Source organism: Bradyrhizobium diazoefficiens, from assembly GCF_016616885.1.
GTDB classification, from domain to species: Bacteria; Pseudomonadota; Alphaproteobacteria; order Rhizobiales; family Xanthobacteraceae; genus Bradyrhizobium; species Bradyrhizobium diazoefficiens_F.
In genome coordinates, this window is sequence record NZ_CP067102.1 from 4,910,718 (window position 1) to 4,929,878 (window position 19,161).

Annotated in this window: 19 protein-coding genes; 10 read left to right on the top strand and 9 right to left on the bottom strand. The window is 64.3% G+C overall.

Going from position 1 to position 19,161, the window contains the following annotated elements; genetic code table 11:
* Positions 1–3 precede the first annotated feature (3 nt).
* On the bottom strand, positions 4–372 hold the full coding sequence (locus JJC00_RS23080; protein WP_200468220.1) for a GFA family protein: 369 nt from the start codon (positions 370–372) through the stop codon (positions 4–6).
* A gap of 266 nt (positions 373–638) precedes the next feature.
* Between JJC00_RS23080 and JJC00_RS23085 the strand changes: the two genes are divergently transcribed.
* The 9 genes from JJC00_RS23085 (at position 639) to JJC00_RS23125 (ending at position 9,989) form a co-directional block, all read left to right on the top strand.
* The gene (locus JJC00_RS23085) at positions 639–1,367 is read left to right on the top strand and encodes a sulfite exporter TauE/SafE family protein (RefSeq protein ID WP_200468221.1); all 729 of its coding nucleotides are present in this window, start codon (positions 639–641) and stop codon (positions 1,365–1,367) included.
* A 16-nt stretch (positions 1,368–1,383) separates the two neighbouring features.
* Complete coding sequence (gene radA, locus JJC00_RS23090) at positions 1,384–2,832, top strand: DNA repair protein RadA (protein ID WP_200468222.1); 1,449 nt, start codon at positions 1,384–1,386, stop codon at positions 2,830–2,832.
* A gap of 168 nt (positions 2,833–3,000) precedes the next feature.
* Complete coding sequence (locus JJC00_RS23095) at positions 3,001–3,630, top strand: CvpA family protein (protein ID WP_027535210.1); 630 nt, start codon at positions 3,001–3,003, stop codon at positions 3,628–3,630.
* A 28-nt stretch (positions 3,631–3,658) separates the two neighbouring features.
* On the top strand, positions 3,659–5,170 hold the full coding sequence (gene purF, locus JJC00_RS23100; protein ID WP_200468223.1) for an amidophosphoribosyltransferase: 1,512 nt from the start codon (positions 3,659–3,661) through the stop codon (positions 5,168–5,170).
* A 140-nt stretch (positions 5,171–5,310) separates the two neighbouring features.
* Complete coding sequence (locus tag JJC00_RS23105) at positions 5,311–6,000, top strand: hypothetical protein (protein ID WP_200468224.1); 690 nt, start codon at positions 5,311–5,313, stop codon at positions 5,998–6,000.
* On the top strand, positions 5,997–6,419 hold the full coding sequence (locus JJC00_RS23110; RefSeq protein ID WP_200468225.1) for a hypothetical protein: 423 nt from the start codon (positions 5,997–5,999) through the stop codon (positions 6,417–6,419). Before JJC00_RS23105 ends, JJC00_RS23110 begins: the two co-directional genes overlap by 4 nt.
* Positions 6,420–6,601: 182 nt before the next feature.
* The gene (locus tag JJC00_RS23115) at positions 6,602–7,345 is read left to right on the top strand and encodes an SDR family NAD(P)-dependent oxidoreductase (RefSeq protein WP_200468226.1); all 744 of its coding nucleotides are present in this window, start codon (positions 6,602–6,604) and stop codon (positions 7,343–7,345) included.
* Positions 7,346–7,423: 78 nt separating this feature from the next.
* Positions 7,424–8,596, top strand: coding sequence for a hypothetical protein (locus JJC00_RS23120; protein ID WP_200468227.1), 1,173 nt, complete (start codon positions 7,424–7,426; stop codon positions 8,594–8,596).
* A 166-nt stretch (positions 8,597–8,762) separates the two neighbouring features.
* A complete protein-coding gene (locus tag JJC00_RS23125) occupies positions 8,763–9,989 on the top strand; it encodes an ABC transporter substrate-binding protein (protein ID WP_200468228.1) in 1,227 nt (408 codons plus the stop codon).
* Between the two features lie 206 nt (positions 9,990–10,195).
* Here the strand turns inward: JJC00_RS23125 and der are convergent, their stop codons facing one another.
* The 7 genes from der to JJC00_RS23160 form a co-directional block, all read right to left on the bottom strand.
* Complete coding sequence (der, locus tag JJC00_RS23130) at positions 10,196–11,578, bottom strand: ribosome biogenesis GTPase Der (RefSeq protein ID WP_200468229.1); 1,383 nt, start codon at positions 11,576–11,578, stop codon at positions 10,196–10,198.
* Positions 11,579–11,628: 50 nt separating this feature from the next.
* On the bottom strand, positions 11,629–12,189 hold the full coding sequence (locus JJC00_RS23135) for a hypothetical protein (protein ID WP_200468230.1): 561 nt from the start codon (positions 12,187–12,189) through the stop codon (positions 11,629–11,631).
* A gap of 41 nt (positions 12,190–12,230) precedes the next feature.
* Positions 12,231–12,884, bottom strand: coding sequence for a tetratricopeptide repeat protein (locus tag JJC00_RS23140; RefSeq protein WP_200468231.1), 654 nt, complete (start codon positions 12,882–12,884; stop codon positions 12,231–12,233).
* Positions 12,885–13,056: 172 nt separating this feature from the next.
* Complete coding sequence (locus tag JJC00_RS23145; protein ID WP_200468232.1) at positions 13,057–14,652, bottom strand: class I adenylate-forming enzyme family protein; 1,596 nt, start codon at positions 14,650–14,652, stop codon at positions 13,057–13,059.
* A 73-nt stretch (positions 14,653–14,725) separates the two neighbouring features.
* A complete protein-coding gene (locus tag JJC00_RS23150) occupies positions 14,726–15,310 on the bottom strand; it encodes an NnrU family protein (RefSeq protein ID WP_200468233.1) in 585 nt (194 codons plus the stop codon).
* A 71-nt stretch (positions 15,311–15,381) separates the two neighbouring features.
* Entirely contained in the window at positions 15,382–15,960 is a 579-nt protein-coding gene (locus tag JJC00_RS23155) for a hypothetical protein (protein ID WP_200468234.1), read from the bottom strand.
* 103 nt (positions 15,961–16,063) lie between these two features.
* Complete coding sequence (locus JJC00_RS23160; protein WP_200468235.1) at positions 16,064–17,683, bottom strand: peptide chain release factor 3; 1,620 nt, start codon at positions 17,681–17,683, stop codon at positions 16,064–16,066.
* 157 nt (positions 17,684–17,840) lie between these two features.
* Here JJC00_RS23160 and sugE point away from each other — a divergent pair, with 157 nt between their 5' ends.
* The gene (gene sugE, locus JJC00_RS23165; protein WP_200468236.1) at positions 17,841–18,155 is read left to right on the top strand and encodes a quaternary ammonium compound efflux SMR transporter SugE; all 315 of its coding nucleotides are present in this window, start codon (positions 17,841–17,843) and stop codon (positions 18,153–18,155) included.
* On the opposite strand, the gene JJC00_RS23170 is transcribed toward sugE, so the two are convergent.
* Positions 18,148–19,152: an inorganic phosphate transporter gene (locus tag JJC00_RS23170; RefSeq protein ID WP_200468237.1), complete on the bottom strand. Its 1,005-nt coding sequence runs from the start codon at positions 19,150–19,152 to the stop codon at positions 18,148–18,150. The two genes, sugE and JJC00_RS23170, sit on opposite strands and share 8 nt — an antisense overlap.
* Positions 19,153–19,161: the final 9 nt, after the last annotated feature.

Below are 19,161 nucleotides of genomic sequence, written 5' to 3' on the forward strand. Positions count from 1 at the left end.
CGCTCACCACAAATTCCTGCCGTCGATCATGTTGACCTGCACGGCCTCCAGATCGAAATCGTCGAACAGGCGCGCGTTCACCGCGACCTTGGGATTGTCGAAATCGGGCTTGCCTGTCGACCAATCCGGCGACTCCGAATAGGTGCCGCAGCCGCAATTCGCGCAGAAATGATGTTTGACCGTGCGGCTCCCCCAGAGATAGGTCGCGACATTGTCGGCGGGCGACAGCAGGCGAAACTGCGCCGGCGTGTAATAGGCCCACAGCGCGCCGCGCTTGGTGCAGAGCGAGCAGGTACAGCGTGTCACGCTCGAAGGCCCCTCTGTCACCTCGAATACCGTCTCACCGCAATGACAGCTTGCCTCGATCGGCATGACCCGCGCTCCGTTTTGTCAGAAGGTGGTCATAGCCCGCCCCTGCTGCCAACATGCTGTCAGCAGCACGACTACCCTTGCACTCCACTTGCACTCCAAATGGCGCACGCTCTTGCGAGCGGGGCCAGCAAATATGAAAACAACCCCATGCACAGTAGCCGACCTCTGTCAGATCAATACCTTACGCGGTTCCCGCGAAGGGCGATTTGACTCGTCGGGCAAAACAGCGGCAGCCTGCCAGCATCCAAGAATTAGATCCCGATACTTTGGCCTTCCTCTTCGTCCTCAGCGTCGGCCTGATCGCAGGCACCATTTCGGGCATCGTCGGCACCGGCTCGTCGATCATGCTGATGCCGGTGCTGGTCTATGCCTATGGGCCGAAGGAGGCCGTGCCGATCATGGCGATCGCCTCCGTGATGGCCAACTTTTCGCGCATGCTGGCGTGGTGGCGCGAGGTCGACTGGCGGGCCTGCCTGGCCTATTCGGTCACGGGCATTCCGGCTGCGGTGCTGGGCGCACGGACGCTGCTCGCCCTGCCATCGCACGCCGTCGATCTCGCCATCGGCATCTTCCTGATCGCGATGGTGCCGGTGCGGCACTGGCTGGCGCGGCACGATCTCAAGGCCAATCTCTGGCATCTCGCGATCGGCGGGGCGATCATCGGCTATCTCACCGGCATCGTGGTCTCGACCGGCCCGCTCAGCGTGCCGCTGTTCTTGTTCTATGGCCTGAGCAAGGGCGCCTTCCTCGCAACGGAAGCGGCTTCCTCCCTCGGCCTCTACTTCGCGAAATCGGTGACGTTCGAACGCTTCGGCGCGCTGACGCAGGAGGTCTTCATCAAGGGCCTGATCGCGGGCTCCTCGCTGATGGCCGGCGCTTTCGTCGCCAAGCGCTTCGTGTTGCACCTGAAGCCGGAGATGTTCCGCCTGGTGATGGACGCGATCATGGTCGCGGCCGGGCTCTCCATGCTATGGAACGCCACGCAATCCTCCTGACACAGATTCACTTTCCATGGCCAAGAACACGCTCTCCTTCGTCTGCCAGAACTGCGGCGCGGCCTATAACCGCTGGCAGGGCAAGTGCGAGTCCTGCGGCGAATGGAATACGCTGGCCGAGGAGGACGCGACCGGCAGCGTGCCGGTCTCGATCCGCTCCAAGCGCAAGGGCCGCACGTTTGCGCTGGAGAGCCTTGCGGGCAAAAGCCCTGACGCGCCGCGCCTGTCCTCTGGGCTAACCGAGCTCGATCGCGTGACCGGCGGCGGCTTCGTGCGCGGCTCGGTGCTGCTGGTCGGCGGCGATCCCGGCATCGGCAAATCGACGTTGCTGACACAGGCGACCAGCCTGATGGCGCGCGCCGGCCACCGCATCGTCTACATCTCCGGCGAAGAAGCCATTGCCCAGGTGCGGCTGCGCGCCGAACGGCTCGGGCTGTCGGATGCGCCGGTGCAGCTCGCGGCCGAAACCTCGGTCGAAGACATCGTCTCGACCTTGTCCGAAGGCGCCGTCCCCCGCCTGATCGTGATCGACTCGATCCAGACCATGTGGACCGACACGGTGGAATCGGCGCCCGGCACCGTCACGCAGGTGCGCGCCTCGGCGCAGGCGCTGATTCGTTTCGCCAAGAAGACCGGTGCGGCCGTCATCCTGGTCGGCCACGTCACCAAGGACGGCCAGATCGCCGGCCCCCGCGTGGTCGAGCACATGGTCGATGCGGTGATGTCGTTCGAGGGCGAAGGCTCGCAGCAATTTCGCATCCTGCGGGCGGTGAAGAACCGTTTTGGTCCAACCGACGAGATCGGCGTGTTCGAGATGACCGGGCTCGGCCTGCGCGAGGTCACCAACCCTTCCGAGCTGTTCCTGTCCGAGCGCGATCTCGGCATGCCAGGCACCGCAGTCTTCGCCGGCATCGAGGGCACGCGGCCCGTTCTGGTCGAATTGCAGGCGCTGGTGGCCCCGACCTCGCTCGGCACCCCGCGCCGCGCCGTGGTCGGCTGGGATCAGAGCAGGCTCTCGATGGTGCTGGCGGTGCTGGAGGCCCATTGCGGGGTCAAGCTGTCCGGCCACGACGTCTATCTGAACGTCGCGGGCGGCCTGCGCATCCACGAGCCGGCAGCCGATATGGCCGCGGCGGCGGCGCTGGTTTCCTCCCTGGTTAATGCGCAGTTACCCACCGATGCGGTCTATTTCGGCGAGATTTCGCTCTCCGGCGTCATCCGCCCGGTGGCGCAGACCCCGGCCCGACTCAAGGAAGCGGTCAAGCTCGGCTTCAAGCGCGCCGTGCTGCCCGAATCGGCCCGCGGCGCCGATGCCGGCGGTGACGCCGGACTGACCCTGAACGCGGTCAACAGCCTCACCACCCTGGTCGCTGAAATCGCCGCCAAGGGCTCCCGCCGCGGCGACTCGAACCCTCCGGCGGAGAAAAATGCCACACCGGCAAGATTCCGCCGTGGAGAGGGGTAGCCGGAGGTGACGCGAAGCGCCCCCGCCGCTATACAGCCGTCACATAAGCAGCACGGGATTGCGTGGTTACGGCCTTGCCGGGAACGTCGTCTGGCCTTCAGTTAGGGCGGCGGCCAAACACCGATTCGCTGAGCACCCTTTGAGCGTACGAGCGGACCAGACCAGCCGATGCCAGTAACACTCCTCGACCTGATCCTGCTCGGTGTGATGCTGATCTCGGGCCTGCTCGCCATGGTCCGCGGCTTCATGCGCGAAATCCTCTCGATTGCAGCCTGGGGCACGGCTGCGATCGTGACGCTGTACTCGTTCTCCAAGCTGCTGCCGACCGCCAAGACCTATTTCAACAACGACACCGTCGCGAGCGTGGTCGTGGTCGCCGGCGTGTTCGTCGGCACCCTGGTCGTGGTCTCCGTGATCACGGTCCGGATCTCCGACATGATCCTGGATTCGCGCATTGGTGCGCTGGACCGCACCCTTGGGTTCCTGTTTGGGTTGGCTCGCGGGCTTTTGATCGTGGTGGTGGCCTTCCTGTTCTTCACCTGGCTGGTGCCGGACAAGCAGCGCCCGGACTGGGTCACGGGGGCCAAGTCCCGCGTGGTGCTCCAGGGAACCGGGGATTGGCTGATGTCGCTCTTGCCGGATGACCCCGAGAACACCATCTTGAAGAGATTCAAGAAAAACAAACCAGATGATGATCAAGCTGATACCGAGCAGCAGCCTTCGGGCAGTGGCGACGGATACAGTAAACCTGCTCGTGACAGCCTGAAGAAGCTGATCGAGAAACCTGCGGCGCGTTGATTTAGCCCTAAAGAGAGGCGCGGACGAGATGCGACACCCTGACCAGGACGCCCATGCTGAACTCGATCCCGGCTCCGCCGCGCTAGAGCTTCAGGACGACCTGGAGAGAGATACGCTCCGCGAGGAATGCGGCGTGTTCGGCATTTACGGCCACCCGGACGCCGCAGCCATTACCGCCCTCGGCCTCCACGCTCTTCAACACCGCGGCCAGGAAGCCGCTGGCATCGTCTCCTACGACGGCAGCCGCTTCCACAGCGAACGCCGCCTCGGCCTCGTTGGCGACACCTTCTCCCGCCGCGAGGTGATCGACCGCCTGCCCGGCAACATGGCCGTCGGCCATGTCCGTTATTCCACCACCGGCGCAACCATCCTGCGCAACGTGCAGCCGCTGTTCGCCGAACTCAATGCCGGCGGCCTCGCGGTCGCCCACAACGGCAACCTCACCAACGGCCTGACGCTGCGCCGCGATCTCGTGATGCACGGCGCGATGATGCAGTCGACCACCGACACCGAGGTGATCCTGCACCTGGTCGCGCGCTCCAGGCGCGCCCGTTTCATCGAGCGCTATATCGACGCGCTGCGCGAGATCGAAGGCGCCTATGCGCTGGTCTCGCTGACCAACAAGAAGCTGGTCGGCGCGCGCGATCCGCGCGGCATTCGCCCGCTGGTGCTCGGCGAGCTCGATGGCTGCCCGATCCTGACGTCGGAGACCTGCGCACTCGACATCATCGGCGCGCGCTTCGTGCGCGACATCGAGCCCGGCGAAGTCATCGTGTTCGACGAGAGCGGCCAGGACATCCACAAGCCGTTTCCGCCGATCGCGCCGCGGCCCTGCATCTTCGAATACATCTACTTCTCCCGTCCGGACTCCATCGTCCATGGCCGCTCGGTGTACGAGGTGCGCAAGGCCTTCGGCGCCCAGCTTGCGCGCGAGAGCCATGTGCCGGTCGACGTCGTGGTGCCGGTGCCGGATTCCGGCGTGCCCGCCGCGGTCGGCTACAGCCAGCATTCCGGCGTGCCGTTCGAGCTTGGCATCATCCGCAACCACTATGTCGGCCGCACCTTCATCCAGCCGACGCAGGCGATCCGCGAATCCGGCGTGCGCATGAAGCATTCGGCCAACCGCGCCGCGATCGAAGGCAAGCGCATCATCCTGATCGACGATTCGCTGGTGCGCGGCACCACGTCGAAGAAGATCGTGCGCATGATGCGCGATGCCGGCGCCAAGGAAGTGCATTTCCGCCTCGCCTCGCCGCCGATCCTCTATCCCGACTATTACGGCATCGACCTGCCCGACCGCGGCGGCCTTTTGGCCGCGACGCATTCGCTCGAGGAGATGCGCGAGATCATCGGCGCGGACTCGCTCGCGTTCCTGTCGATCGACGGCATGTACCGCGCCATGGGCGAGCCCGGCCGCGACCCGGCCAATCCGAAATTCTCGGATCATTGCTTCACCGGTGCCTATCCGACCCACCTCACCGACCAGACCCAGACCGAGCCGCAACCGCGCCAGCTGTCATTGCTGGCGGAGGCGAGCTGACGGCGCAGCCGTCTTCCCTGGAGGGGCCGCGGGACTGAACTAGGATGCGCAATTGCGCACCTGAGCGACTGCCGTTGACGAACCGCTAGTCGGCAGGCAATACCCTTTATTGTAGCTTAAGTTGCCTTCGGGAGCCTACGGTGAAAAGAGACCTCTCGATGATCGGTTTGGGCCTATACACGCCGGTCGAGGCGGCGGCCCTTACCCATGTCAACGCTCCGAAAATCCGACGCTGGCTCTGTGGTCACGCAATCGGCGAAACAAGCTATCCGGCGCTGTGGAAAAGCCAACTTGAAAAGTTCGACATGGAGCAGCTCTGTCTGAGCTTTCTCGATCTGGTTCAATTACGGGTAGCGAAGGCCTTCATCGAAGCAGGCCTCTCGCCGCAGAAGGTGCGGCGGGCGATTGAGTACGGATCACAGATAGTTGCTTCAGATTATCCGTTCGCGAGCGCCAGGTTTCGCACCGATGGCAAGACCGTCGTGCTGCACGTGCTGAAAACCGATGGCGATGAAGAACTGATTGATCTGTTCAGCCACGGCCAATATCTAATGCAGAAGGTGATCGAGCCAAGCCTGAAGAATTTAGAGTTCGACGAGGCCGACGTAGCCGCACGGTGGTGGCCGCTTGGCCGAGCCAAGGGCGTAGTGATTGATCCGCAGCGCCAGTTCGGCCAACCAATCGATGACGCGACTGGCGTGCCTACCAGTGTACTGGCGGAAGCCGCCAAAGCCGAGGGGTCTCCCGCGTCGGCTGCTAAGCGATTCATGGTGCCACTTACATCCGTTCACCGCGCTGTTGCTTTTGAGCAGCAGCTCGCCGCGGCGTGAAGGTCTTTTTCGATAACTGCACTTCGCCCGTCTTCGCGGGATGCCTCGATGCCCTCATTCGACCCGATGGTGATGAGGCCCACCATGTCCGATTCATGCCCGATTACGGCTTCGCGCACGACACCAAGGACGTCGATTGGATCAAGCAGCTCGGCGCTGACAATGACGTATGGATCGTGATTACAGGAGACCATCGCATCCGCAAGAACCTTGCCGAGCGCACCGCGTGGATCAAGGCAGGACTGAAGGCGTTCGTGTTGGCCAAAGCTTACCAGAAGACCCCGGTCAACCAATGCGCCTCTATGCTGCTGTGGCGCTGGCCCGAAATGCGGAGGTTCATCTCGTCCGCTGCGGCAGGCTCAATGTTTGAGTTGCCGATTAACAAGCGTAGTGGTTTTGAGCCGCTAGCGGTGAAGTGAACACGCCGCAAGCGCGGCCCGAAAATTTGCCCCACTGGGTGGAATTCTGCGACATTCAGCCATGGGTTTGCACCCGATGTGGCAATGCTAATTGCTGAAGATACTCAACTACGATAGTTCGCCCTGGAATGGGACAGTCACGGGGACTTGTCTCCGCCATCCACGCCTGTAAAACGCTCGCCATGACAAAGCCGCTCGCCTCCCGTATCGCTCTCGTCACCGGCGCCTCGCGCGGCATCGGTTTTGCCACGGCACTCGCGCTGGCGAAGGCCGGCGCGCATATCGTTGCCACCGCGCGCACGCAAGGCGGGCTCGAGGAGCTCGACGACGAGATCCGCAAAGTGGGCGGCAGCAACGCTACGCTCGTCCCGCTCAACCTCACCGATTCCGACGGCATCGCGCGACTTGGCGCGGGATTGCACGAGCGCTATGGCAAGCTCGATATCCTCGTCGGCAATGCCGGCGTGCTCGGCCCCTCCTCGCCGGTCGGCCATATCGAGCTCAAGACGTTCAACGACGTGATGTCCGTCAATGTCTCCGCGAACTTCCAGCTGATCCGCTGCATGGAGCCGCTGTTGAAGCAATCCGACGCCGGGCGCGCCGTGTTCATCACCTCGGGCGCCGCCAACAAGGCGACCGCCTATGTCAGCCCCTACGCCGCCTCCAAGGCCGCGCTGGAAACGTTGGCGCGCGCCTGGGCGCAGGAGACGGCGAACACACCCCTGCGCGTCAATCTGTTCAATCCGGGTCCCGTCCGCACCCGCATGCGCGCCACCCTGATGCCGGGCGAGGACCCGGCGACGCTCGACACGGCCGAGCAGGTCGCCGAGTTCATCGTTCCGCTGTGCGCGCCCGACTGGACCGAGACCGGCAAGTTCTACGACTACAAGATGCGCAGCCTGATGAGCTTCCGCGCGCCGGCCTGATTGACTTAGGCACCTCCCCGCGATTGACTGCCCGCGCTCAAGCGGCAGCAAGCCGCAAGCCAAGAAAGGGAGGTTGCCATGGCGCCATGGCAGGATCGCGCAGGCCCTGATCGTACAGGACTTGATCGTACAGGCCTCAACCGTGCGCTCGCGCGCGTCTCTCAAGCTTTCTCCATCCTGATCGCAGCCATCGCATTCGCGCTTCCGAACGTTGCCGCAGCCGGCGACGTTCCGACCTTCGCGGTCGATGCGTCCTGGCCAAAACCGCTGCCGAACAACTGGATCCTTGGCCAGGTCGGCGGCATCACCGTCGACTGGCAGGGCCATATCTGGATGATTCATCGCCCGCACTCGCTCACCGACGACGAGAAAGGCGCAAGCCTCAACCCGCCCCGCTCGAAATGCTGCGTCTCGGCGCCGCCGGTGCTCGAATTCGATACTGACGGCAATCTGCTGCGGTCCTGGGGCGGGCCTGGCTATGAATGGGTCGGCCGCGAGCACGGCATCGAGGTTGATCCGGCAGGCTTCGTCTGGATCGGCGGCAATGCCGACAACGATAATGCGATCCTGAAATTCACGCTCGACGGCAAATTCGTGGCCCAGATCGGCAAGATCGCGCCGAGCCTCGGGAGTAACGACACGACACAACTCGGCAAGCCCGCCGAAACCGCGCTCGACAAGGAAGCCAACGAAATCTACGTCGCCGACGGCTATGGCAACCGCCGCGTCATCGTGTTCGATGCGACCACCCTCGCCTACAAGCGGCACTGGGGCGCCTACGGCAACAAGCCGGACGATACCAAGCAGGCGGCTTATGATCCCAAGGCGCCGGTCTCGCAGCAGTTCGGCAATCCCGTTCACTGCGTGAAGATCGCCAACGACGGTCTCGTTTACGTCTGCGACCGCATCAACAACCGCATCCAGGTGTTCAAAAAGGACGGCACCTTCGTGAAGGAGTTCTTCTTCGAGAAGAACACGCTCGGCAACGGCGCGGTGTGGGACATCGCGATCTGGCCTGATCCGAAGCAAACGTGGCTGCTCAGTGCCGATGGCGAGAACAACGAGATCAGGGTGATCAGGCGCGAGGACGGCAGCGTCGTCGGCAGCTTCGGCCACAACGGCCGCAATGCCGGGCAATTCCATTGGGTGCATGCGATGGCGGTCGACGCCAGGGGTAACGTCTATACCGCCGAGGTCGACACCGGAAAGCGGATCCAGAAATTCAGGCTGACCTCGGACGCGCTCAAATAGCGCCTCAACGCATTTTGCCCAAAGGTTAACCGACGGATGACGCACCAACGCAGCGTCATCCGGCTTTAGGCGCATTGCCGCCGACCGTCGGACCGGCTACGGAATCCGGCGGAACAAGGCTCCGCAAGAGAGCCGCCCGCATATTTGACAATGGAGGAGACCTTTTATGACGACGACGTTCGCGCGCCGCTCCGCGGCCCTTCTGGCCTGCGCTGCTTTCGGTTTTGCCACATCCGCCTACGCCCAGGACAAGACTGTCACGATCGGCGTGCTCAACGACATGTCCAGCCTCTACGCCGACATCGGCGGCCCCAACTCAGTGGTGGCGGTCAAGATGGCGGTGGAGGATTCCGGTCTGGCTGCCAAGGGCTGGAAGATCGAGGTCCTCAGCGGCGATCACCAGAACAAGCCGGACATCGGGGTCAACATCGCACGGCAGTGGATCGACACCCAGAAGGTCGACATGATCACCGACACGCCGAACTCCGGCGTGGCGCTGGCGGTCAGCAACGTCGCCAAGGAAAAGAACGTCGTCCTGCTCAACAATGGCGGTGCCAGCGCCGACCTCACCGGCAAGGCCTGCAACGCCAACACCATCTCCTACACCTACGACACCTACATGCTCGCCAACGGCACCGGCAAGGCGCTGACCAAGGCCGGCGGCGATAGCTGGTTCTTCCTGACCGCCGATTACGCCTTTGGCGCCGCGCTCGAGCGTGACACCAGCGCGGTGGTTACCGCCAACGGCGGCAAGGTGCTCGGCGGCGTCAAGCATCCGCTCAACACGTCGGACTTCTCGTCGTTCCTGCTACAGGCACAGAACTCCAAGGCCAAGATCGTCGGCCTTGCCAATGCCGGCGGCGACACCACCAACGCGATCAAGCAGGCGGCTGAGTTCGGCATCGTCGAAGGCGGCCAGAAGCTCGCTGCACTGCTGCTCTTCATCAACGACGTCCATTCGCTCGGCCTCAAGACCGCGCACGGTCTGACCTTCACAGAATCCTTCTACTGGGACCTGAACGACAAGACCCGTGCCTGGTCCAAGCGCTTCCAGGAGAAAGTGACCAACCATGCGATGCCGTCGATGACCCAGGCCGGCAATTATGCCGGCGTGATCCATTACCTCAAGGCGCTCGAGGCGCTCGGCGGCAATCCGCATGACGGCGCCAAGGTCGTCGCCAAGATGAAGGAAATCCCGACCGACGATCCGCTGTTCGGCAAGGGCCCGCTCCGCGAGGATGGCCGCCGCATCATCCCGGCCTATCTGTTCGAGGTGAAGAAGCCGGAGGAATCGAAGGGGCCGTGGGATTATTACAAGCTGGTCGCGAACATCCCGGCGGAAGATGCCGCCAGGCCGCTCAAGGACAGCGAGTGTCCGCTGGTGAAGAAGTAAGGCAGTCGACGCTGCCGTAAGGGTGGGCAAGGAGCGAAAGCACCGTGCCCCACCATCTCTCCGCAAACGAAGAAGCGGTGGGCACGCTCCGCTTTGCCCACCCTACGAGACCGTCTTCGTCGCGGCCACTGCGCGATGAAATTGACGACCGACAGCGCCGGTGCCTGTCCCGCGTGAGAGCGCGCCTTGCGCCATCGCCTCGCCGCTCACGACGGCCGCTTGCGCTTGTGGGCGAAGGGATTGGCCTTCTCGCGCAGGGTGATGCGCACCGGCGTGCCCGGCAGGTCGAAGGCCTCCCGCATCGAGTTGATGAGGTAGCGCAAGTAGGACTGCGGCACTGCATCCGCGCGTGAGCAGAACAACACGAAGCTCGGCGGGCGCGCCTTGGTCTGGGTGATGTAGTTCAGCTTCAGCCGGCGGCCGGACACGGCGGGTGGCGGGTTGGCCTGGACAGCTTCCTCGAACCAGCGGTTCAAAGCCGAAGTCGACACGCGCCTGTTCCAGAGCGCATAGGCATCCTGGATCGCCTGCATCAGACGATCGATGCCCTCGCCCATCAGGCCGGACACGGCGACGATCGGCACGCCCTTGACCTGTGGCAGCCAGTGGTCGGCGTCGCGGCGCAACGTCGAGATCGCGCCGCCGCCCTTGGTCTCCATCAGGTCCCATTTGTTGACGGCGAGCACCATCGCCCGGCCCTCGCGCTCGATCAGGTCGGCGATGCGCAGATCCTGCTCCTCGAAGCGGTTCTGCGCGTCCATCATCATCACGACGACTTCGGCAAAGCGCACCGCGCGCAAGGCGTCGGCGACCGAGAGCTTCTCCAGCTTCTCCTCGATGCGCGAGCGCCGGCGCAGGCCCGCCGTGTCGAACACGCGAAATTTGCGGCCCTTCCAGTTGATCTCGACCGCAATGGAGTCGCGCGTGGTGCCGGCCTCGGGGCTCGTCAGCAGGCGCTCCTCGCCGAGCAGATGATTGATCATGGTCGACTTGCCGGCATTGGGACGGCCGACGATGGCGACCCGGATCGGACGCGTCGCGGCCTCTTCCTCGGTGAGCGGCTCGTCGTCCTCGGCCTCATCCTCGTCGACGGGTACCGGCATCAGCTTGGCGAGCGCGTCGTAGAGTTCGCCCATGCCCTCGCCATGTTCGGCCGAGACCTGGATGGGATCGCCGAGGCCGAGCGCAAAGGATTCCATCGCGCCGGCATCGCCGTGCTTGCCTTCGCTCTTGTTGGCGACAAGAAGCACCGGCTTATTGGCGCGGCGAGCGAAATCGGCGAAGGCGCGATCGGTCGGCGTAAGGCCGATGCGGGCATCGATCACGAAGAACAGTGCGTCGGCCTGCGCGATCGCAGCTTCGGTCTGCTCCTGCATCCGCGCCGTCAGCGAGCCCTTGGCACCTTCGTCGAGGCCAGCGGTGTCGATGATGGTGAATTCGAGATCGCCGAGCCTGGCCTCGCCCTCGCGGCGGTCGCGGGTGACGCCGGGCAGATCATCGACAAGCGCGAGCTTCTGTCCAACCAGGCGGTTGAACAGCGTCGACTTGCCGACATTGGGTCGGCCGATAATGGCAATCGTAAAGGACATTGGTCATTCGTGCGCCGCGGAGGTGGCGACTGTCAAATCGGTGAAAAATATCAGCGGGAGAAACTGCCGCTGGGCATCGGTGCCGGGAAGGCGCCCTGCGACTGCTGCTGCTGGGTGGTCTGCGTTGATTGTGCCGCCGGCTGAGCGGTTTGATCCGGCGGCGGCGCGGTGGTGCGCTTGCGGACGATCTTGTGCTTGGGCGGCGGGGCACCCTGCGCCGGTGCCGCCTCGGGCTGGGCCTCGCCATCGACCTCGCCGGGGGGCGCTTCAGCCGGCGCGGCTGCGGTCGCGGCCGGCTGCCTGGTCTTCTTGCCCTTGGCGGATTTCGACGATTTCGCCGGCTCAGCCGGCGGCGGCTCGGCCGGCAGTGCCGCGACGGCAGGCGCATCCTGCTGCTGCTGCGCGCCCTTATACATGTCCTTCGGCACGCCCTGCTCGAGACCCGGCACGCCCTCGGGGAAGACGGGCTTGCGTTCGCCCGGCAGCTTCTTCTTGGTGTCGAGGAAGTCGAGCAGATCGCTCGGATCGAAGCCGCCGCTGGAGCAGCCGCCCAGGACGCCCGTAAAGGCGATCAGGACAGCGGCTGTGATCAAACGTGGCGTACGGCGCATATCGATATCTCGTCTTAGCTCACTTGACCGTCAGCTCTCGATCAGCTCTTGGCGACGGGCGGCAGCAGGGCCTGGAGCGCCTCGGCGCGCGAGCGCAGGCCCGGCGGCGTTTCGCCGTCCTCGGCGATCGCGTCGACCCATTTGCGGGCCGCGGTCATGTCGTTGTTGCGCCAGGCCGACAGCGCCAGGATCTCGCGGGCGCTGTGGCGGAAGGTCGATTTGGGCTCGGCAGAGGTTTCCAGCCGCTGCTGGATGTCGGCGTAGCTCGCGTTGTCCACCAGCAAACCGGCGGCGCGAATCCTGGCAAGATCCCGCCACTCGCTGCCGACGCTGCTGTCAGCGGCGATGTCGTCATACATCTTGGCCGCAGCCTTGGGATCGCGGGCGGATGCTTCGGCCGCGGCGCGGAGCCGCGCCAGGGTGCGGTAGCCAGATGGGGCCTTGGCAGCGAGGTCGGCAAAGGCCGTCTCGGCCTCCGCGTGCTTGCCCTGCTCCGACAGCTCAACGGCCTTCTCGAAGACGGCGCCGGCCTCGGCGGCCCTCTTGGCCTCAAGGTACTGGTAGCCGCGCCAGCCGCCCACGGCCGCCACGACGAGCACCATGAGGGCGATGAAGTAGAGCGAATATTTGTCCCACAGCTTTTTGAGCTGCTCGCGACGTACTTCCTCGTCGACTTCGTCAAATAATTCAGACACTTAAGCTGTTCCCATGCCCGGCCGGGAGCGCGCGCCAGATCGCGCGCGTCTAAAGCCCGTCCCCACGTCGCGGCGGCGATACCCTATCGATATGGCGGTGGCAAGGCAAAGCAAGGCCGATCAAGGCGTTAACGCGCGATCCGGGATATCCCGGTGCCCCACCCGACCCCATTCAGGCCCCGACCAGCAGCTCCTGCAGCTGGCGCTTCACCACCTTGCCGTTGGCATTGCGCGGGAGGGGCTCGGCCGTGATCGTCATGGTCTCCGGCACCTTGTAATCGGACAGCCGCTCGGCGCACCAGGCCCGCAGATCGTCGCTGCTGACCTGGATACGCGTAACCACCACCGCATGGACGCGCTCGCCCAGCACCGGGCATGGCTTTGCGATGATCGCGCTCTCGACCACGGCGGGGTGGCCGGCCAGCACCGATTCGACCTCAGCGGAATAAATCTTCAGGCCGCCGCGGTTGATCATGTCCTTCTGCCGATCGAACACACGGACGAATCCTTCGGCATCGACTGAGCCGAGATCGCCCGAATGCCAGAAGCCGCCAGAGAAACTCTCGGCCGTGGCCTTCGGGTTGTTCCAGTAACCCTTGATGACGGAGGCGCTGTGGACCCAGAGCTCGCCGATCTCGCCGGGCGGCAGCTCGCGCCCGTCCGCTCCCATCGCGATGATCCGCGCACCCGGACACGGCAGACCGACACTGTCGATATGGCTTGCCGTCAACTCGCCGGGCATGATGGTGGACGGCGACGTCGTCTCGGTCGCGCCGTAGCAGTTCGCGAGCTTCAGGCCCGGAATTGTCGCCTTGAGCTTCTCGATGGTCGCGACCGGCATCGGCGCGCCGCCAAAACCGCCGATGCGCCAGCTCGAGAGATCATAGCTGTCGAAGTCCGGCTGCAGCAGGCAGAGATTATACATCGCCGGCACCATGACCGTGTAGGTGACGCGCTCGCGCGCCGCGAGCTTGAGATAATCAGCCGCCTTGAATTCCGGCATGATGATCAGGGCGCCGCCGCAGCGGATCATGGTCGTGATGTTGGCGACGACGCCCGTGACGTGCCCGAGCGGCACGGCTGCAATCGAGCGGTCGGCTGCGGTCAATTGCAGGCAGGACACGAACACCATCGAGGAATGCACGATGTTGCAATGGGCGAGCATCGCGCCCTTCGGCTTACCTGTCGTGCCCGAGGTGTAGAGGATCATCGCGGTATCCTCCTCGCTGACGTCGACCGGCATTGGGGCCGGCGCGTTGTCGGCGAGCACCGCGAAGCGAGACAGAGCCGGATCACTGTCGATGGGGATGCGGTGGACCACATCGGGCACATCCTGCGCATCGGGCAGCCGCTCGGCGAGACCCGCTTCGTGGATCAGGATCTTGGCGCCGCAATCGCTGAGAACATACGCGATCTCCGGCTTCTGCTGGCGCGTGCTGAGCAGCACCGTGACCAGCCCCTCATGCGCGGCGGCGAACAGCAGCAGCGGAAATTCGATGCGGTTGCCGAGCAGGATCGCAACACGGTCGCCGCGTTGCAGGCCGAGCTTGCGAAAGCCCGATGCAATCCGCGCGGCCTGCTCCGCCGCCTGCCGCCAGCCGAGCCTGACATTGCCACAGACCAGCGCTTCACCATCGCCGTTGCGCGCGCAAGCCTCGGCAATCATCGCCCAGAGATGAGCCGGTCGATCGGTGAAGGCCGGGACCACCCGATCGCCAAAACGCGCCTCAAACCGCATCGGCGGGATCAGAGATTTCGACCAGTCCATCGGAGGGCCCTTGGCTTGTTGCTTTTGTCACCTTCCGCGCACGGGCACGCGGCCGCTGTCTTGCGCTGATCGGCTAGCTACCCATGACGGGAACGCCGATCACGACAGGATGGAACGCAAACGCCAGCGCCAGGTAGGCGACGACGCCGACCGCGACCGCGATCAGGTCGTTGGTGACGCCGCCCACCGGAATCGGCGGCGCGCCGGGGTCGGTGCGATGCTTGAGCGAAATGCGGTCATAGACCCCCCAGCCCAGGAACGAGCCGAACAGGATGATGGAGCCGAGATCGCCATTGGCGAGCAGATGCGCCGCCGCCCAGAGCTTGACGCCGGCGAGCATCGGATGCTTCAGCGTCGCATAGATGCGTCCGCGCAAATATGACGCGACCACCAGGATCACGGCGGGCAGCATCAGCGCAACCGTGATGTGCTTCAGCGCCTTCGGCGGGTACCAGACATCGATCCAGCCGGTCGCACGATAGTGGCCAAAGCCCCAGACGATCAGCGCCAGCCCCGCAAGCGAGACCACCGCATAGAGGATCTTGTAGGTCCCCTCGCCTAGCCGCGCGATCGCCTGCGCGCGCGCGTCACGTTTCGTTGTGAAAACATGGGCGGCGAAAAACAGCACCAGCCCCAGGATCATGACCAGCAGACCCACGACATCCTCCCCTCAACCAGCGTCCCCGCTTATGGCGTATCATCGATTGGCCGTCGGTCGCAACTGATGCGCTACTTGCCAGTCTCGCGATTATCGACGTAGCGGATCGCGATCGGACGCCCGGCCAGAGCGCCACCGAGACCGCTGGTGAATTTCAGCGGCAGGCAGGCGTTCAGCGATGAATTGATCGCGTTGAGATAGGTCGTCCTTGTATCGGCCGGGACGCCTGCGGTCGCGTATGTCAGGCGCGGCGGGCCGATCAGGCCGCCGGTCTTGTTGAAGCTGAAGCGCACCGACATCTGCATCCCCGTCCGCGCATTGTCAGATGGCGGCGACCAGCAGGTGCGCAGCTCGGCGAAGAGGTCGCCGATCGTATCGAGATCGTGATCCGGCTTTTCGTATTTGGCGCGGTCGGCCTCGGACGGCACGCTCTGAATCGTGAGCTGGAGGTTCTGCCCGTAGGGATAGTCGATTTCGGGGATGCAGGGTCCGGGTTCAAGCGGACTGCAATAGGACGGCGTGCAGGGCCGGCCGTCGAGCACACTGCACGGCTCATGCGCAAACGGAATCGGATTGATCTGGCGGCGCTGCGCGTCGGCCGCGGTCGTCGAGACCGCCAGCAGAACAAGAACGAGAATGCCGCGCCACATGCTTTGAACTCACCATGTCACGTCAGTGAAACGTGGCACTGTCCGTGAAAGCGTCAAGCCCACGGCCGTTCACATGCTCGCGCTTGAGCCGCCGGGGCGCGCCCTACCCCTTCTTCTTGACGTCCTTGACGTTGGTGAACTCGATGCCCTCGGCGCGTTCCCTGGTGTAGCCGAGATAGAACTCGTTCCGGGCCAGATACACGGGATCGCCGTCGACATCGTCGGCGATGCTCGAGGTGTTTGCTGCGAGGAACGCGTCGAGCTTCTTGCGATCCTCCGAAGAGACCCAACGCGCGAGCTGGAATTCGCTCACCTCGAACTCGACCGGCAGCGAATATTCCGCTTCCAGCCGCGCCTTGAGCACGTCGAGCTGCAGCGCGCCGACCACGCCAACCAGCGCCGGCGCGCCGTCGCGCGGACGGAACACCTGCACGACGCCCTCTTCCGACATCTGCTGAAGCGCTTCCTTCAGCTTCTTCGCCTTCATCGCGTCAGTGAGACGGACACGGCGGACGATTTCAGGCGCGAAGCTCGGCACGCCGACAAAGTTGAAATCCTCGCCCTCGGTCAGCGTATCGCCGATGCGCAGCGTGCCGTGATTGGGAATGCCGACGACGTCGCCGGCAAAAGCCTCGTCCGCGACCGAACGGTCCTGGGCAAAGAAGAATTGCGGACTCGACAGCGGCATGCTCTTGCCGGTGCGCACCAGCTTCGCCTTCATGCCGCGGCTGAGCTTGCCGGAGCAGAGCCGCGCGAACGCGATGCGGTCGCGGTGGTTCGGATCCATGTTGGCCTGGATCTTGAAAACGAAGGCGCTCATGCGCGGATCGGTCGCTTCGACCCTGCGCTGATCGCTGTCCTGGGCACGCGGTTCGGGCGCGAACTTGCCGAGGCCTTCGAGGAGGTCGCCGACACCGAAATTGCGTAGCGCGCTGCCGAAATAAACCGGCGTCAGATGGCCCTCGCGAAACGCGTCGAGCTCAAATGGCTTTGAGGCTTCAGTCACGAGCTCAAGCTCGTCCTTCACCCCGGAGACGTCGAGGTTCGCATTGAGCTTGGCGAGCTCAGCGATCTCGATCTGCTGCGCAGCGCCCGTCTTGGCGCCGCCGCCTTCAAGCAGGCGTACGCCGCCATTGACGACGTCATAGGTGCCGAGGAAGTCGCGGCCGCGGCCGACCGGCCAGGTCATCGGCGTGGTATCGAGTGCCAGCGTCTTCTCGATCTCGTCGAGCAGCTCGAACACGTCGCGGCTCTCGCGATCCATTTTATTGATGAAGGTGATGATCGGGATATCTCGAAGACGACACACCTCGAACAGCTTGCGGGTCCGCGCCTCGATGCCCTTGGCGGCGTCGATCACCATGACCGCGGAATCGACCGCAGTCAGCGTACGATAAGTGTCTTCCGAAAAGTCTTCGTGACCCGGTGTGTCCAGCAGGTTGAAGACAAGACCTTCAAACTCGAAGGTCATCACCGAGGTCACGACCGAAATGCCGCGCTCGCGCTCGATCTTCATCCAGTCCGAGCGGGTGTTGCGCCGTTCGCCCTTGGCCTTGACCTGGCCGGCCAGATTGATGGCGCCACCGAACAGCAGCAGCTTTTCGGTCAGCGTGGTCTTGCCGGCGTCCGGATGCGAAATGATCGCAAAAGTGCGCCGCCGCGACACTTCAGCGGCAAGCGGGGAACGGGCCGGCGATTCGGCTGTGGTGGCGATGTCGGACATGGCGGGAGCGTTTGGCAGGGAAAATGGGCCTGATCAAGCCTGATTTGGTGATTGCAGAGCGTTCCGGCCAGCCCCATATCGCCCTTTTGGGAGGGACGGCCCTCCTTTTCACAAGTCATGTCCGCGGGGACGACCCTGCCTTGAATGGAGGGTCGTCATGGCCTGGAGCATCCTGTTCTTCGCCGGTCTTCTTGAGATCACCTGGGCGATCGGCCTGAAATATACTGAGGGTTTTACCAGGCTGGTTCCGTCCGTCATCACGCTCGCGGCCATGGCCGGCAGCGTGATCCTGCTCGGACTCGCTCTCAAGTCACTGCCCGTCGGAACCGCCTATGCCGTCTGGACCGGCATCGGCGCGGTCGGCACCGCGGCGCTCGGCATCATCCTGCTCGGCGAGCCCGCCACCGCGCTTCGCCTCGCCAGCATCGGCCTGATCGTTGCCGGCATCGTCGGGCTGAAGCTCGTTACCTGAAGATCTGGACCGCCCACCAGCTCAGCGCCGCGACGATGGCCGAGGCCGGGATCGTGATCACCCAGGCATAGACGATCGAGCTCGCCACGTTCCAGCGCACCGCCGAGACGCGGCGGGCCGCGCCGACGCCGACGATGGCGCCGGTGATGGTGTGGGTGGTCGAGACGGGAACGCCGAGGAAGGTGGCCATGAACAGGGTCACAGCTCCCCCGGTCTCGGCGCAAAAGCCCTGCATCGGCGTCAGCTTGGTGATGCGCAGGCCCATGGTGCGGACGATGCGCCAGCCGCCCATCAGCGTGCCCAGCGCCATCGCGGCCTGGCAGGACAGCACCACCCAGAACGGCACCGTGAATTCGCCGCCGAGATGGCCCTGCGAATAGAGCAGCACGGCAATGATGCCCATGGTCTTCTGCGCGTCATTGCCGCCATGGCCGAGCGAATAAAGCGAAGCGGAGGCAAATTGCAGGATACGGAAGGCGCGGTCGACCGCGAACGGTGTCGAGCGCACCGAGGCCCAGGACACGATCGCGACCAGCATCATCGCCAGGAGGAAGCCGACCAGCGGCGACAGCACGATCGCCAGCACCGCCTTGGTCAGTCCGCTCCAGACCGCCGCCGATAGTCCGGCCTTGGCCATCCCGCCGCCGACGAGGCCGCCGATCAGCGCGTGCGAGGACGAGGACGGAATACCGAGCGCCCAGGTCACGAGATTCCAGACGATGGCGCCGACAAGCGCCGCGAAGATCACCTGGGCATCGACGATCGCGGGATCGATGATACCGGTGCCGATGGTCTGGGCAACGTGCAGACCGAACACCATGAAGGCGACGAAATTGAAGAACGCAGCCCAGATCACCGCGAATTGCGGCCGCAACACCCGGGTCGAGACGATGGTCGCGATCGAATTGGCGGCGTCGTGCAGGCCGTTCAGGAAGTCGAACAGCAGTGCGACGGCGATCAGTCCGACCAGGACGGGAAGACCCAACGCAGCATCCACGGCGCGGCC